Source organism: Xanthomonas euvesicatoria (assembly GCF_013112235.1).
GTDB lineage: Bacteria > Pseudomonadota > Gammaproteobacteria > Xanthomonadales > Xanthomonadaceae > Xanthomonas > Xanthomonas euvesicatoria.
Genome location: NZ_JABFFS010000001.1, coordinates 4,734,441 through 4,747,593, shown reverse-complemented (window position 1 = coordinate 4,747,593; position 13,153 = coordinate 4,734,441). Strand labels below are relative to the sequence as shown.

Sequence of the window (13,153 nt, the reverse complement as noted above, 5' to 3'; positions counted from 1 at the left end):
GACGCACGCTGGGCCGACTGTTCGGCTCCATGCCTATGTCGATGCTATAGCCCTGAATTGCACAAGGAGCGTGTCATGCAAAGTGTGTCACAAGTGTGCTACTTTGGGTCCGCCATTCGGTCCCCCGAGGTTGCCATGTCCACGACCACCATCCGTCTGCCCGACGAACTGAAAGCGCGTGTCGCCAGGGCGGCGAAAGATGCCGGAACCACGGCGCACGGCTTTATCGTCGACGCCATCGCGGAAAAAATCGATGCATACGAGCGCCGCACAGCATTTCATGCCGAGGCGCAGCAACGCTGGGCTGCCATCCAGGAGGGCGCCAACACGCTGTCCTGGGCGGACGTACGCCAGTACATGCAGCAACTTGCCGACGGAGACGACCCCGCGCCACCGGTGGCCAGCGCCGTCGAGCGCTGACAGGTGACCAGGATCGTGCTTGCCGCGCGCGTTGCCGACGATGCACGCCGTCTGGTCGCCTATCTGCTGGAACACGATGCAGCCAATGTGCAGCGAAAACTCGCAGGTGTCTTCCAGGCTATCGATGCATTGGCGGACAATCCACTGATAGGGCGCGCGGTGCAGGGCGGATTCCGCGAACTGGTCATCGGTCGCGATGCCAGCGGCTATCTTGCGCTCTATCGTTACGCACCGTTGGACGACACCGTGTACGTGCTGGCGATCCGTTCGCAGCGCGAAGCGGGTTACCTTGAAAGCCTGTTTTGATGGAGTCAGCAGTGACAGCACACACCCTCCGCATCGCCATGGCCCAGTTCGACTTCCCGGTCGGCGGCGTGACGCAGAATACCGATCGCATCATCGAGTACATCGCAGCGGCGCGCGACGAGTTCGAGGCCGACATCGTGCTGTTTCCCGAATTGGCGATCAGCGGGTATCCACCGGAAGACTTGCTGTTACGACCGGGATTCCTTGCTCATTGCGAACAGGCGCTGGCGCGGATTGCGGCGGCCACGCGCGGCATCGTGGCAGTGGTCGGCTGGCCGCAAAGCGCCGGCAGCGTGGTCTACAACGCCGCCAGCGTGTTGCGCGACGGGCGGATCGAAGCCACCTACCGCAAGCGCGAATTGCCCAACTATGCGGTGTTCGACGAGCGTCGTTATTTCGACGTGGATCCGGATGGCGAGAACTGCGTGGTCACGGTCAAGGGCGTGCATGTGGGGGTGGTGATCTGCGAAGACCTCTGGTTCGCCGAGCCCTTGGCCAACACGGTACGGGCGGGCGCGGAGTTGGTGCTGGTGCCCAATGCCTCGCCGTACGAGCGTGGCAAGCATGCCCAACGCGATGCATTGCTGGCCGAACGCACCCGCGAGAGCGGGGCAGCGATTGCCTATCTCAACGTCGTGGGCGGGCAGGATGCACTGGTGTTCGATGGCGCCTCGGTGGTGGCCGATGGCGATGGCACCGTGCATCCCGCCGCTGCAGCCTTCGTGGACCAGTGGCTGGTGGTGGACTACGCGGCCGGCGAGCGCAGCTTCACTCCGGTGGTGTGGGTGGATGACGGCGACGAAAGCATGGATGCGCTGGCCTGGCGTGCGGTGGTGCGCGGGCTGCAGGACTATTGCCGCAAGAACGGCTTCAGCAAGGTCTGGCTTGGCTTGTCCGGCGGCATCGACTCGGCACTGGTGTTGGCGATGGCGGTGGATGCGCTGGGCGGCGACAACGTGACCGCCGTGCGCCTGCCGTCGCGCTACACCGCCACCCTGTCCAACGACCTGGCCGACGAGCAATGCCGCGCGCTGGGCGTGAAGCTGGAGACCATCGCGATCGAACCGGCTTTCGAAGGCCTGCTCGGCGCGCTGGGGCCGATGTTCGAAGGCACCCAGCCGGACATCACCGAAGAAAACCTGCAGTCGCGCAGCCGTGGCGTGATCCTGATGGCGCTGTCGAACAAGTTCGGCGGGCTGGTGCTGACCACCGGTAACAAGAGCGAATACGCAGTGGGTTACGCCACCATCTATGGCGACATGTGCGGTGGCTATGCGCCGCTCAAGGACCTTTACAAGACGGAGGTGTTCGGCCTGGCGAAATGGCGCAACACCGTCGGCGGCGCGCCGGTGATTCCGCCGGCGGTGATCTCGCGCCCGCCGTCGGCCGAGTTGCGCGCCAACCAGACCGACCAGGATTCGCTGCCGCCGTACGATGTGCTCGACGGCATCCTGTATCGCTACGTCGACCAGGAGCAGTCGCGCGACGACATCGTTGCGGCTGGCTACGCGGCCGATACCGTCGAGCATGTGCTGCGTCTGGTGCGGCTCAACGAGTGGAAGCGCCATCAGTCCGCGCCCGGGCCCAAGGTGTCGCGGCGTGCATTCGGTCGCGAACGGCGCTATCCGATCACCAACGGGTATCGCGGGCAGTAATCCGGACGGCTGATCCGGTCACTCGGCTGACGCAGTGGCTGCCGCTGCGCTGGCTGGCGGCTGGGCGAACCGCGTGAGCAGATCCAGGGGCGGTTTTGGTCGGGCCAGTTCGTACATCAGGCCAAAGTGGCCTTCAGGCCCCTGGATGGTGGCCTGGTCCAGTAATTCGTAGACATTCACCTCGGCCACCACGTCGGCGTAGTTGTCACGCACGTTGCGCAACAGCTGCGCCAGGCTGTCGTAACAGCCCCGATCACCTGCGGTGCCGCCAGTGGTGCTGCCTGTATAGATCTCCGCACAGTTCAGCTCGTTGAAGAACACCGGGGTGTTGTAGGTACGCGCGGCAGTGCGCAGCTGGCCCAGATACAGGTCCGTCCAATAGCCGGCATCCTGGTAGAACGCGTAGTAGTGGAAGCTGATGTGGTCGAAGTTGAAGCCGGCCGCCTTGGCTTTTGCCAAAAACCACAGCGAGCCGTTGCGATCGCCCGGGCAACGCGCGTTGGCGCTGCGATCGTCGCTATTGCAGGCGGTGATGTTGATGGTGAAGCGCAAACCTGCGCCCAGTTCGTCGGAAGCCTGGCGCATGCCCTGGTACATCGTGGTCATTGCGGCAATGCGGGTATCGGCTTCGGCGCGGACCAGATCCTGTTCGTTGCCGATTTCCCAGACCTTGATGTCTGCGGCATAGCGGCGTGCCAGCTGGTAGCCGATCTCGCGCGACATCGGGTAGACCATCGGGCGCAGGGTGATGCCGTACTTGCGCGCCAAGGGGACGAGCGCATCCAGCGTGGCGTAATCGCGCGGATCGATATCGAACCGGTAGCTGCGCAGGTTGCGCGCTGCCAGCAGTTTGAAGCGTGCCTCGGCCTGGGTCATGGCATAGCCGGGACGGCTGTCGTGCGCGTTGACGCCGTAGACGATGGGGGCTGCGGTGGCGCTGGCGGTCAGGGCCGCTAGCGAGAGCATGAGCAGCAACGCGATGGTGGCACGAGACATGCGGCTTCCTTGGCTGGCGCTCGAAGGAGTCGGAGCTGGTTCGGGATGAGTATAGACAGCAGACCCAAGGGCATTGGGTGACCTGGTGCCGGTTCCAGAATGCGCGCACCGGCTCCGGCCATGCGTCTGCGCGTGGGAACCAATTGCTCGCGTGGGCGCATCAGCGGCGGCAATCGCCGCCGTATCGTCGTCGGTCCGGCACTTTCGTGCTGCCGTCATCGTCGCGGCAACAAAAAAGAGGCCTTTCGGCCTCTTTTCGTCGTGCGCTGCGCCTGATATCTCAGTCGCGATTCATCTGCGAATTGCTCTGCCCGGTCGCGGCGGATTTTTCGCCGGCAAACGGGTTGAGCTTGCGGATGGCCCACGGGTATTTCGGCCAGTTGCCGGTCAGCCACGGATGCTGCGGGTCGTTGAGCTCCAGCACGCGGCGTGCGTCGGCTGCCAAGGTCTTGTTGCCCAGGTGCGTGTAGGCCTCGGCCAGTACCGCGACCGCGTCGTACTGGAAGGCGCTCTGCGGATAGGTTTCGAGCAGGTAGTTGGCACGACCGGCGGCCGACACCCAGGCATCGCGGCGCAGGTAGTACAGCGCGTTGTCCAATTCGTGCTGGGCGAAGATGTCGCGCAGCTCGATCATGCGCTTGCGTGCGTCGGCGGCGTAACGGCTGTTCGGGTAGCGATCGGTGACGGTATTGAAATCGTTGTAAGCCTGCTGCGGCGAAGACAGGTCGCGGCGGCTCGGGTCCAGCGACCACACGCGGCGCAGGAACACCGTGTCGCGGTTGCTGTTGGCCAGGCCGCGCAGGTAGTACAGATACGAGATGTTGCGGTGGGTCGGGTAGGTCCGGATGAAGCGGTCGACGCTGGAGACCGCGTCGTCGTGCTTGCCGGCCTTGTACTGGGCGTAGGCGGTTTCGATCATCGCCTGCTCGGTGTACGGGCCATACGGGTACTGGGCGATCAGGCGCTTGTAGCTGGCTTCTGCGCCGGCCCAGTTGCCTTTCTCCATCAGGTTATGACCCTTGCCGTAGAGCTGCTCGACCGGCATGCCCTCGTCGGGATTCTTGTCCTTGGCGCCGCGGTGGCAGCCGGTGACGACGAACGCCATGACCAGCATGAGGGCAATCAGGCGCGCAGGCGCGGAAAACGTGGACCGTCGGATCATGGGTCTGGGCAGGACGCATCAGGAAAACGAGAGCGCGATGATAGCCTAGTGGCCTGTCCGGCGACTGACTCCCGCCGCCCGGACCCCCAAATTCCCGCTTTTTGCCCGAGTGCCCGTGTCCATGTCCGACCCATCTGCCGAACCCCTCGACCCGTCCATCCGCCAGGCGATCGTGCCCGACAATGCCGCCGGACGCCGTTTCGACGCAGTGCTGGCCGAGCTGTTCCCGGAGTTTTCGCGCTCGCGGCTGTCGGAATGGATCAAGTCCGGCGACGCGCTGCTGGACGGTGAAATGGCGCGCCCGCGCGATACCTTGCGCGGCGGCGAGAGCGTGCAGCTGCAGGTGGTGCTGGAAACCCAGACCCACGCCGCGCCGCAGGACATTCCGCTGAGCGTGCTGTACGAAGACGAGCAGGTGCTGGTGATCGACAAGCCGGCCGGCCTGGTGGTGCATCCGGGCGCCGGCAATCCGGACCAGACCCTGGTCAATGCGCTGCTGTTCCGCGACCCGGCGCTGGCCTCGGTGCCGCGCGCCGGGGTGGTGCATCGCCTGGACAAGGACACCAGTGGCGTGATGGTGGTGGCGCGCACCGTGCAGGCGCAGACCGCGCTGGTGGAGCAGCTGTCCGCGCGCGAGGTGCATCGCCAGTATCTGGCCGTGGTGGTGGGCGCGCTGGTCTCCGGCGGCACCGTCAACGCCCCGATCGATCGCCACCCGCGCGACCGCCTGAAGATGGCGGTGCGCGACGACGGCCGCGATGCGGTCACCCATTACCGCCTGCGCGAGCGTTTCCGTGCGCACACCGCGCTGGAGTGCCGGCTCGAAACCGGGCGTACCCACCAGATTCGCGTGCACATGGCGCACCTGAAGTCGCCGATCGTCGGCGACCCGCTGTACGGCGGCGCGCTCAAGCTGCCCAAGGGCGCTACCGACGAGCTGGTGCACGAACTGCGCAGCTTCAAGCGCCAGGCGCTGCACGCCGAAACCCTGGAATTCCTGCATCCGGTCAGCGGCGAGCCGGTCCGCGCCAGTGCGCCGGTGCCGGCCGATCTGCAGCGCCTGATGACCGTGCTGCGCGAAGACAGCGCACGCGCCGCCGAGCTGGCACGCCGCTGAGATGCCCATGGCTGCGCCCTTCACCCTGCCAGCCGACTGGCCGGCGCCACCGCGCATCCGTGCGCTCACCACGCTGCGTCACGGTCTGGGCGGCTCGCTGCCGCCGTTCGACACGCTCAACCTTGGCAACCGCAACAGCGCCGAAGGCGATGTGCCCGAGCAGGTGGAGCGCAACCGGGCACTGCTTGCCGCGGCACTGCAACTGCCGAGCTCGCCTCAGTGGTTGCGGCAGGTGCACGGCGTGGATGTGGTACGGCTGGATGCACCGCCCACGGCACCCGATTCGCCCGACCACGCGGCGGATCAGCCGCCAGGCGCGCACGAACCGGTTGCCGATGCTGCGGTGACCTCGGCGCCTGGCGTAGTACTGGCAATCCTCACGGCCGATTGCCTGCCGGTCGTGTTCGCTGCCGTCGATGGCAGCGAGGTCGCTGCTGCGCATGCCGGTTGGCGCGGGCTGGCCGACGGCGTACTGGAGCGCAGCGTGGCGGCGATGCGGACGCCACCGCAGCAACTGGTGGCCTGGCTGGGTCCTGCCGCGGGGCCCCAGGTGTATGAGATCGGCGAGGACGTGTTCGGCGCCTTCGTTGCGCACGATGCACAGGCGCAACAGGCGTTTGTCGCCACGCGCCCGGGGCACTGGCGGGTGGATCTGTATGCGCTGGCACGTCAGCGGCTGCAGCGGGCCGGTGTGCCGGCCGCTGCGGTGTATGGCGGCGGGTTGTGCACCATTTCCGATCCGCAGCGCTTTTTCTCGCATCGCCGCGATCGCCGCAGCGGACGCATGGCCACGCTGGCCTGGATCGCGCCCTGAGCGTGCCGCTGTTCGCACAGGTGCTGGGGCAGGACGCGTTCGCGCAACTGCCTGCGCCGGTGCGCGCGCTGCATTCGGTGCAGCAGCGGCAGACCTTCGCCGGCCGGGCCAGGATTCAACGCGGCACGCATGCGCTGGTTCCGTTGCTGGCGCTGCTGAGCCGCTTGCCGCGCAGTGGCGAGGTGGCGGTGGAAGTGGATTTTCTGACCGACGCGCGCGGCGAGCGCTGGCATCGGCGCTTTGATGGCATGCCGATGCATTCGCGGCTATGGCGTCATGGCGCCAGCTTGCGCGAACACCTGGGCGCGGTGCGCTTTGAATTTTCGCTGCAGGCCGATGCGCAATCGTTGTATTGGCAGGCCACCGGCGTGTGGGCGTTCGGGATGATTCGGTTACCTGCCCGCTGGTTCCGGCAGGTGCGCTGCCGCGAGCATGCCGACGGCGGCCGTTATGCGTTTCTGGTGGACGTGCAGTTGCCGCTGGTAGGACCGTTCATTCGTTATGAGGGCTGGCTTGAACCGCGCTGATCAATCGCCTGTTGCCCCACCTGCGGCGCGGGCCACCATCGTCTTCGATGGCGTGTGCCTGCTCTGCAATGGCTGGGTCAAATTCCTGCTGCGCCACGATCGGCGTGGGCGCTATTGCTTTGCTGCCATGCAGGGGCAAGCCGGGCGCGCACTGTTGCAGCAGCACGGTCTGGATCCGGACGACCCTTTGTCGTTTCTACTGGTGGACACCACCGGTGCCTGGACCGATAGCGACGCGATCGTGCGCGTGCTTGCGGGATTGGGCGGGCTCTGGCGGCTGAGCGAGGCGCTGCGCCTGATCCCGCGTCGCGTGCGCGATCTCGGCTACCGGCTGATCGCACGCAATCGTTATCGCTGGTTCGGCCGCAGCGATCACTGCATGCTGCCCACGCCCGAGCAGCACGCGCGGTTTCTGGACTGAGGCAGTGCACCCGGCATCGGGGCGCTGGCCTGAGGCGCGCTGCATCGCATTGCGATGCAATTCACTGCGAACCTACGCCGGAACGAGGCGACGCGGCGCATCGCTCGGCTGGCCTCAGCAGCGCACCTGTTGATGGATGGCATTTCCGCAGAAACCCGGTCGCGCCCGGGTGCGCTCCTACGAATCGCTGTGCATGCCAGGCTTATGCCGCGTTGTGGAAGCTGGCGCGCGCGACGTGGGAAGCGCCGGGACGGGTGTCGGATTGCAGGCGGAAGATCGAGACTGCATCGGCCAGTTCCACGGCCTGTTCTTCCAGGCTGCGCGCAGCGGCGGTGGCTTCTTCCACCAGCGCAGCGTTGCGTTGGGTCACCTCGTCCAACTGCGCGACCGTGCGGTTGACCTGCTCGATGCCGCTGGACTGCTCGGCGCTGGCCGAGGTGATCTCGCTCATGATGTCGGTGACGTGTTTGACCGAGCCGACGATCTCGCGCATGGTCGCGCCGGCGCGGTGCACCAGGCCCGAACCCAGTTCCACCTTGTCGGTGGAGTCGGCGATGAGCGTCTTGATTTCCTTGGCCGCATCGGCCGAGCGCCGTGCCAATGCACGCACTTCCGAGGCAACCACCGCAAAACCGCGGCCCTGTTCGCCGGCACGCGCGGCTTCCACTGCGGCGTTGAGCGCCAGGATGTTGGTCTGGAACGCGATGCCGTCGATCACACCGATGATCTCGCCGATCTTGCGCGAGGCGGTGCTGATCTGGCCCATGGTGGCGACCACCTCGTCCATCACCTGGCCGCCGCTCTGCGCCACGTCGCCGGTGCCGACGACCAGGCGATTGGCCTGCAGCGCGCTCTCGGCGTTTTGCTTCACGGTGGAGGTGAGTTCTTCCATCGAGCTGGCGGTTTCTTCCAGGTTGGCCGCCTGTTGCTCGGTGCGCTCGGAAAGATCCATGTTGCCGGCGGCAATTTCCACTGCGGCCTGGCGGATGGTGTCCGATGCGGCCTGGATGCCGCCGATGATCTCGGTGAGGCGGGTGACGGTCTGGTTGGTGTCATCGCGCAAGCGCGCGAAGATACCGTGCGCATCGCCGTCCACACGCTGGGTGAGATCGCCTTCGGCCAGCGCGCCGATCACGCGCGCCAATGCGGCCAGATGGGTTTCCACCGAGTCGTAGATGCGGTTGATGCCTTGCGCCAGGGTCAGCAGCACACCGTCCATGCCATCGATCTGCATGCGACGGCTGAAATCGCCGGCCGAGGCGGCGTCGATGATCTGGATCAGTGCCTGCTCGGCGTTGACCTGCGCGGTGACGTCCATCCACTGCGCGATGGTGCCGAGCTTGGTGCCGTCGGCGGCGATGATCGGGCTGTACACGAAGTCGATCTGGCGGCCGAAGAATGGCGCACGCACGGCCTTGGAGGCATTCAACGCGCGCATGCGGTCGATCGCGGCCTGGCTGTCGGGATAGATGTCGCCGATGCTGCCGCCGACGAAGCCTTCGGCATGGAAGCTGGGACGGAAGCTCTGCACATCCGGCTCGATCAGCTTGAGCATGGCGAGCAGTTTGCGGTTGGCAAACAGCACCTGGCCATCGTCGTCGGCGATGCGGATCATGGTGTCCAGATCGTCCAGCGCCTTGATCACGAACTGGCCATGGCGCAGGCCTTGCTCCATCACATCGATGCGGATGGCGAGCTTGTCCTGGGCATCCTGCAGCGCGTGCAGCAACGGTGCGAGGTCGCCGGAGGCGTTGCGCAGGTCCAGACGCTGGGTGCGTCCTTCGCCGATCGCCACCACCGCACGCATTGCCTGTTGCAACTGCGTGTCGTGACGCCGGCGCGACCACCACCAGAGCCCGGCGCTCGCCGCGCCCAACACCAGCAGGGCGGGCAGCACGCGTCCGAGCCCGCTCAGGAAGCTGCCGGGTACCAGCGTGGCGGCATAGCAGGCCAGCAACGCCAGCAGCGCGACATGTGCAGCGGCGGGCAGCCATGCAGTCCAGGTGGCGCGCGCAACGTGCCGACCGGCGGGCGGTTGGGCAACGGGGGCGGCATCGTGTGCAAGCGACATAGGCTGAGTCCAGCTGGATGATCTGAGAAGGGGGAGCGGCATCGGCAGTCCATGGCCCGCAATGGGGGTATCGGCGGCTGAGTCCGAATCATGATGATGTGAAGGTGCCGTTCGTCGGAATGTGACAACCAGGTCCCGAAATGGCGTGATGTCCTTGATATGAAAGCGATTTCAGTTCGGCAGGGTATGCGTGCCCGTGGCGATCGACGCGAGTACGTCGACTCAATTGTAAATTCTGCGTGAAAAGCGCCCGCGCGAGCGAATGCCCGGCATGTCAGCGAACTGCTATTGGGAGCGGGCAAATCCCATCGAAGTTGGGGCTGATTCGGTTGCCAACGGCCTGCGCGCTGGATTCGCACTTGCGCAGCATCTGACTGCCGCATGGGAGCGCCATCCTGGGAGGTTGGCCTGGGTTCGGATGTCTGAAACTCAGGTCTGACAGCAAGCGCGTTGACCGCGCGTCATACGCTGGGCCGACATCGCCGGCTTCGCCCCCACGTGCCTTCGCCGTAGCGGCAAGCGCGCACAAAAAAACCGGCCGCCTCGCGACGACCGGTTTGATTGGTGCATCCGTCGGCCCTGGACCGACGGCAGGTGGCCTATGCGCCGGAGCGCAGCCAGGCGGGTGATGCGTAGCGGCCAAGGCAGTGCAGACTGCATGCGCTCATGCGCATCGGCGCACCGCCTGGCCGCATGGTGCTTGGAGCGCTGCCGTTACTTGGCAGGCGCGGCCTGCGCATCGTCCGGCAGGGCCCAGGCAATGACGCTGTCGCCCGACTTGGTTTCCATGCGGTCGTGTCCACCGACGGCGGCCACGATGTATTGCTTGCCGTTGATGGTGTAGCTCATCGGCGCTGCCTGCGGGCCGGCGGGGACGCGGGTCTCCCAGACCTGCTTGCCGGTGCGGGTGTCGAAGCCGCGCATGAAGTCGTCCAGGGTCGCGCCGATGAAGGTCACCCCGCCAGCGGTGGCCAGCGAGCCGCTGTTGTTGGGGGTGCCGATCTCGAACTTGGTCTTGGACGGGATGCCCATCGGCCCCTGGTCGTAACCGGTGCCCAGCGGACGGCGCCAGATCACCTGCTGCGTGCGCAGGTCCACGCCGGCGATGTAGCCCCACGGCGGGGCCACGCACGGGGTGTTGAGCGGCGACATCCACGGCTCCTTGCGGGCGCCGTAGGCCAGGCCCTTCTGCGCCATGTAGCCGGGCGTCTTGCTCTTGCCGTCGAACACCGACACCACGCCCAGCTCATTCATTTTTTCGCGGGTATACACCTGCAGGGTGTACGGCAGGCGATTGCTGTTCATCACCATGATGCCGCGCTGCAGGTCCACCGAAACACCGCCCCAGTTGATGCCGCCATGGTTGCCGGTGAAGGCCAGCGACCCCTGCAGGGTGGGCGGGGTGAACATGCCTTCGTAGCGCAGTTGCTTGAACTGGATACGGCAGACCAACTGGTCGAACGGGGTCATGCCCCAGGCATCGGATTCGATGATTTTTTCGAACTCGCGGCTCGGCGCGCCCACGGTGTTGGGCATGCCCGGCGAGATCGGTTGCGTGGCAGCGGTCCAGTCGCCGTGGTCGGTTCCCTGCGGTACCGGGATCTGCTTGACCGGCATGATCGGCTCGCCGGTGGCGCGGTCCAGCACGAACACCTGGCCGGACTTGGTGGCCTGGATCACCGCAGCACGCGTACCGCCGCCAGCGATCGGCCAATCGACCAGGTTCGGCTGCGGGCCGATGTCGTAATCCCACAGGTCGTGGTTGACGGTACGGAAATGCCAGCGTTCCTTGCCAGTAGCGGCATCCACCGCAACCAGCGAGGCGGTGTATTCCTCGTCCTGCGGGGTGCGGCCCTTGCCGAAGAAATCGCCGGACGCATTGCCGGTGGGCAGATAGACCAGGCCCAGCTCGTCGTCGGCGGCCATCAGCGACCACACGTTCGGGGTTGAGCGCGTGTAGGTCTGGCCGGCCGGCGGCTCGGCGGTGATCGCCGGGTTACCCAGGTCCCAGGCCCAGCGCAGCTGGCCGGTGAGCGCATCGAAGCCGCGCACCACGCCGGACGGCGCATCGCCTTCCTGGCCATCGCGGACCTGGCCGGTCGGCTGGATTACCACGCCGCGCATCACCACCGGCGGCGAGGTCGGGCCGACGAAACCCGGCTTGGTGTTGCCGGTGCCCACATTCAGATCGACATAGCCGTTGTTGCCGAAGCTGGTGCACAGCTTGCCGGTCTGTGCGTCCAACGCGCCAAGGCGGCCATCGACCATCGGCCAGAAGATCCGGGTCGGGCACTCGGCGGTGCCTTCGGGCGCTTGGTAATACGACACGCCACGGCAGGTGGTGGCAGCCACGCCCGCCATCGCCTTCGGGTTGGTCTGCGGATCGAAGCGCCAGCGCTCCTTGCCGTTGGCTGCTTCCACCGCGATCACCTTCTGGGTGGGGGTGCAGATGTAGAGCAGGTCGCCGACCTTGAGCGGGGTGTTCTGGAAGGCGTAGCCCAGCTTGGAGTCCTTGGGCTTCAGGTCGCCGGTGTGGAACTCCCACGCAACCTTGAGATTCTTCACGTTGTCCGGGGTGATCTGCGCGCCGGGCGTGTAGTGGTTGGACAGATTGGAGCCCGCATAGGAGGTCCAGTTGCTGGCGTCGTGATTGGCCGCGACGTTGCCGTCGGGGCTGGGCACGGTGCCGCGGCTGAAGGCCGTGACGCTGTCGGCCGGCAGCTTGGAGGCATCGGCCAGCTCGACATTGCGCGGCATCAGCAGCGGCCACAGGATCAGCGCCGCACCCAGGATTGGCAGCACGCCGGTCACCAGCGCATAGCCCAGGCCGGACAATGGCTGCATGCGACGACGCGCCACACCCCAGAACGGCAGCAACACCAGCCCCAGCACCGACATCATGGCCAGGCGCGGTACCAAGCCCCAGCCATCCAGGCCCACTTCCCACAGTGCCCAGGCGATGGTGCCGGCCAACGTGGCGCCAAACAGCCACAGCCCGGCGCGCTTGCCCAGCGCGAGCAGGACGCCCGCAAGGAACAGGGCAATACCCGCGATCAGGTAATACCAGGAGCCGCCGACGGCCACTAGGCGGCCGCCTTGATAGGCGAGCACCGCGCCAAGCACGGCGATCACCACGGCATAGGCCACCAGCAACCAGGTGCCTAGCCCACGTTTTGAGGATTGATCAGTCATTTTGAGATGTCAGGAAGGACTCGGGCACCAGCGAGCGGTGGCGAGTCGTGGAGGGAGAGCGATCGCAGGCGCCATCACGCGGCCCGGATCCAGAGACGAACGTTGAACGCTATGAACGCGCAGCCCCTCCCAGGGTCCTCAGCGCTAATCATGTGAATATTTTAGACCTCCACACGCCCTTTGTCCGTGACGGAATAGGAACCAGCGTTCCAACCTGCACGTTTGGCATAGCGGAAACATGCGGATGTCGAACGCTTTGCCAAGTGCGGTCCGTTGCTTGCAGAGCCGGGGTCGACATGCGCTGCTGCTCAGCGCGACCACGATGGAAGCGCAGGGCGTAGCGGCGCACGTGGCGTTGCCTGTGACTGCCATGTCGAGTGCAGCGACAGGCTATCGAGGTCCGAGGTATTCATCCCCTTGCGCGTCGGGGCAGCTTGGTCGGACATCGCCGCGGCTCAATGTGGCTGCATCA

11 protein-coding genes are annotated in these 13,153 nt (G+C 65.9%); 7 read left to right on the top strand and 4 right to left on the bottom strand.

All coding sequences use genetic code 11. The annotated features are described in order from the left end of the window. Positions 1–75: 75 nt before the first annotated feature. Genes HLH45_RS20280 through HLH45_RS20270 form a run of 3 tightly spaced genes read left to right on the top strand, consistent with a single transcriptional unit; the run spans position 76 to position 2,381 of the window. Positions 76–420: a YlcI/YnfO family protein gene (locus HLH45_RS20280; RefSeq protein ID WP_008577787.1), complete on the top strand. Its 345-nt coding sequence runs from the start codon at positions 76–78 to the stop codon at positions 418–420. Between the two features lie 3 nt (positions 421–423). After that, on the top strand, positions 424–726 hold the full coding sequence (locus HLH45_RS20275) for a type II toxin-antitoxin system RelE/ParE family toxin (RefSeq protein WP_008577789.1): 303 nt from the start codon (positions 424–426) through the stop codon (positions 724–726). Continuing rightward, positions 726–2,381: an NAD+ synthase gene (locus HLH45_RS20270; protein WP_008577790.1), complete on the top strand. Its 1,656-nt coding sequence runs from the start codon at positions 726–728 to the stop codon at positions 2,379–2,381. The genes HLH45_RS20275 and HLH45_RS20270 overlap by 1 nt, the downstream gene beginning before the upstream one ends. Positions 2,382–2,399: 18 nt before the next feature. Here HLH45_RS20270 and HLH45_RS21890 read toward each other — a convergent pair whose 3' ends face one another. Both HLH45_RS21890 and HLH45_RS20260 read right to left on the bottom strand, forming a co-directional pair. Then, on the bottom strand, positions 2,400–3,377 hold the full coding sequence (locus tag HLH45_RS21890; protein ID WP_008577791.1) for a hypothetical protein: 978 nt from the start codon (positions 3,375–3,377) through the stop codon (positions 2,400–2,402). A 280-nt stretch (positions 3,378–3,657) separates the two neighbouring features. Further along, complete coding sequence (locus HLH45_RS20260) at positions 3,658–4,539, bottom strand: outer membrane protein assembly factor BamD (RefSeq protein ID WP_005915798.1); 882 nt, start codon at positions 4,537–4,539, stop codon at positions 3,658–3,660. 121 nt (positions 4,540–4,660) lie between these two features. Here HLH45_RS20260 and rluD point away from each other — a divergent pair, with 121 nt between their 5' ends. Genes rluD through HLH45_RS20240 form a run of 4 tightly spaced genes read left to right on the top strand, consistent with a single transcriptional unit; the run spans position 4,661 to position 7,418 of the window. Next, a complete protein-coding gene (gene rluD, locus HLH45_RS20255; protein WP_008577792.1) occupies positions 4,661–5,656 on the top strand; it encodes a 23S rRNA pseudouridine(1911/1915/1917) synthase RluD in 996 nt (331 codons plus the stop codon). 1 nt (position 5,657) lies between these two features. Next, positions 5,658–6,470, top strand: coding sequence for a peptidoglycan editing factor PgeF (gene pgeF / locus HLH45_RS20250; RefSeq protein ID WP_008577793.1), 813 nt, complete (start codon positions 5,658–5,660; stop codon positions 6,468–6,470). Between the two features lie 2 nt (positions 6,471–6,472). Next, positions 6,473–6,997 (top strand): DUF4166 domain-containing protein, encoded by a 525-nt coding sequence (locus HLH45_RS20245; RefSeq protein WP_008577794.1) that lies wholly within the window; start codon positions 6,473–6,475, stop codon positions 6,995–6,997. Next, positions 6,984–7,418 carry a thiol-disulfide oxidoreductase DCC family protein gene (locus HLH45_RS20240; protein WP_033479391.1) on the top strand — a complete coding sequence of 145 codons (435 nt, stop codon included), beginning with the start codon at positions 6,984–6,986 and terminating at the stop codon, positions 7,416–7,418. The genes HLH45_RS20245 and HLH45_RS20240 overlap by 14 nt, the downstream gene beginning before the upstream one ends. A gap of 202 nt (positions 7,419–7,620) precedes the next feature. Here HLH45_RS20240 and HLH45_RS20235 read toward each other — a convergent pair whose 3' ends face one another. Together HLH45_RS20235 and HLH45_RS20230 are read right to left on the bottom strand one after the other, a co-directional pair. After that, positions 7,621–9,489 (bottom strand): methyl-accepting chemotaxis protein, encoded by a 1,869-nt coding sequence (locus HLH45_RS20235; protein WP_008577796.1) that lies wholly within the window; start codon positions 9,487–9,489, stop codon positions 7,621–7,623. A gap of 714 nt (positions 9,490–10,203) precedes the next feature. Next, a complete protein-coding gene (locus HLH45_RS20230; RefSeq protein WP_008577797.1) occupies positions 10,204–12,642 on the bottom strand; it encodes a glucose/quinate/shikimate family membrane-bound PQQ-dependent dehydrogenase in 2,439 nt (812 codons plus the stop codon). Positions 12,643–13,153 lie beyond the last annotated feature (511 nt).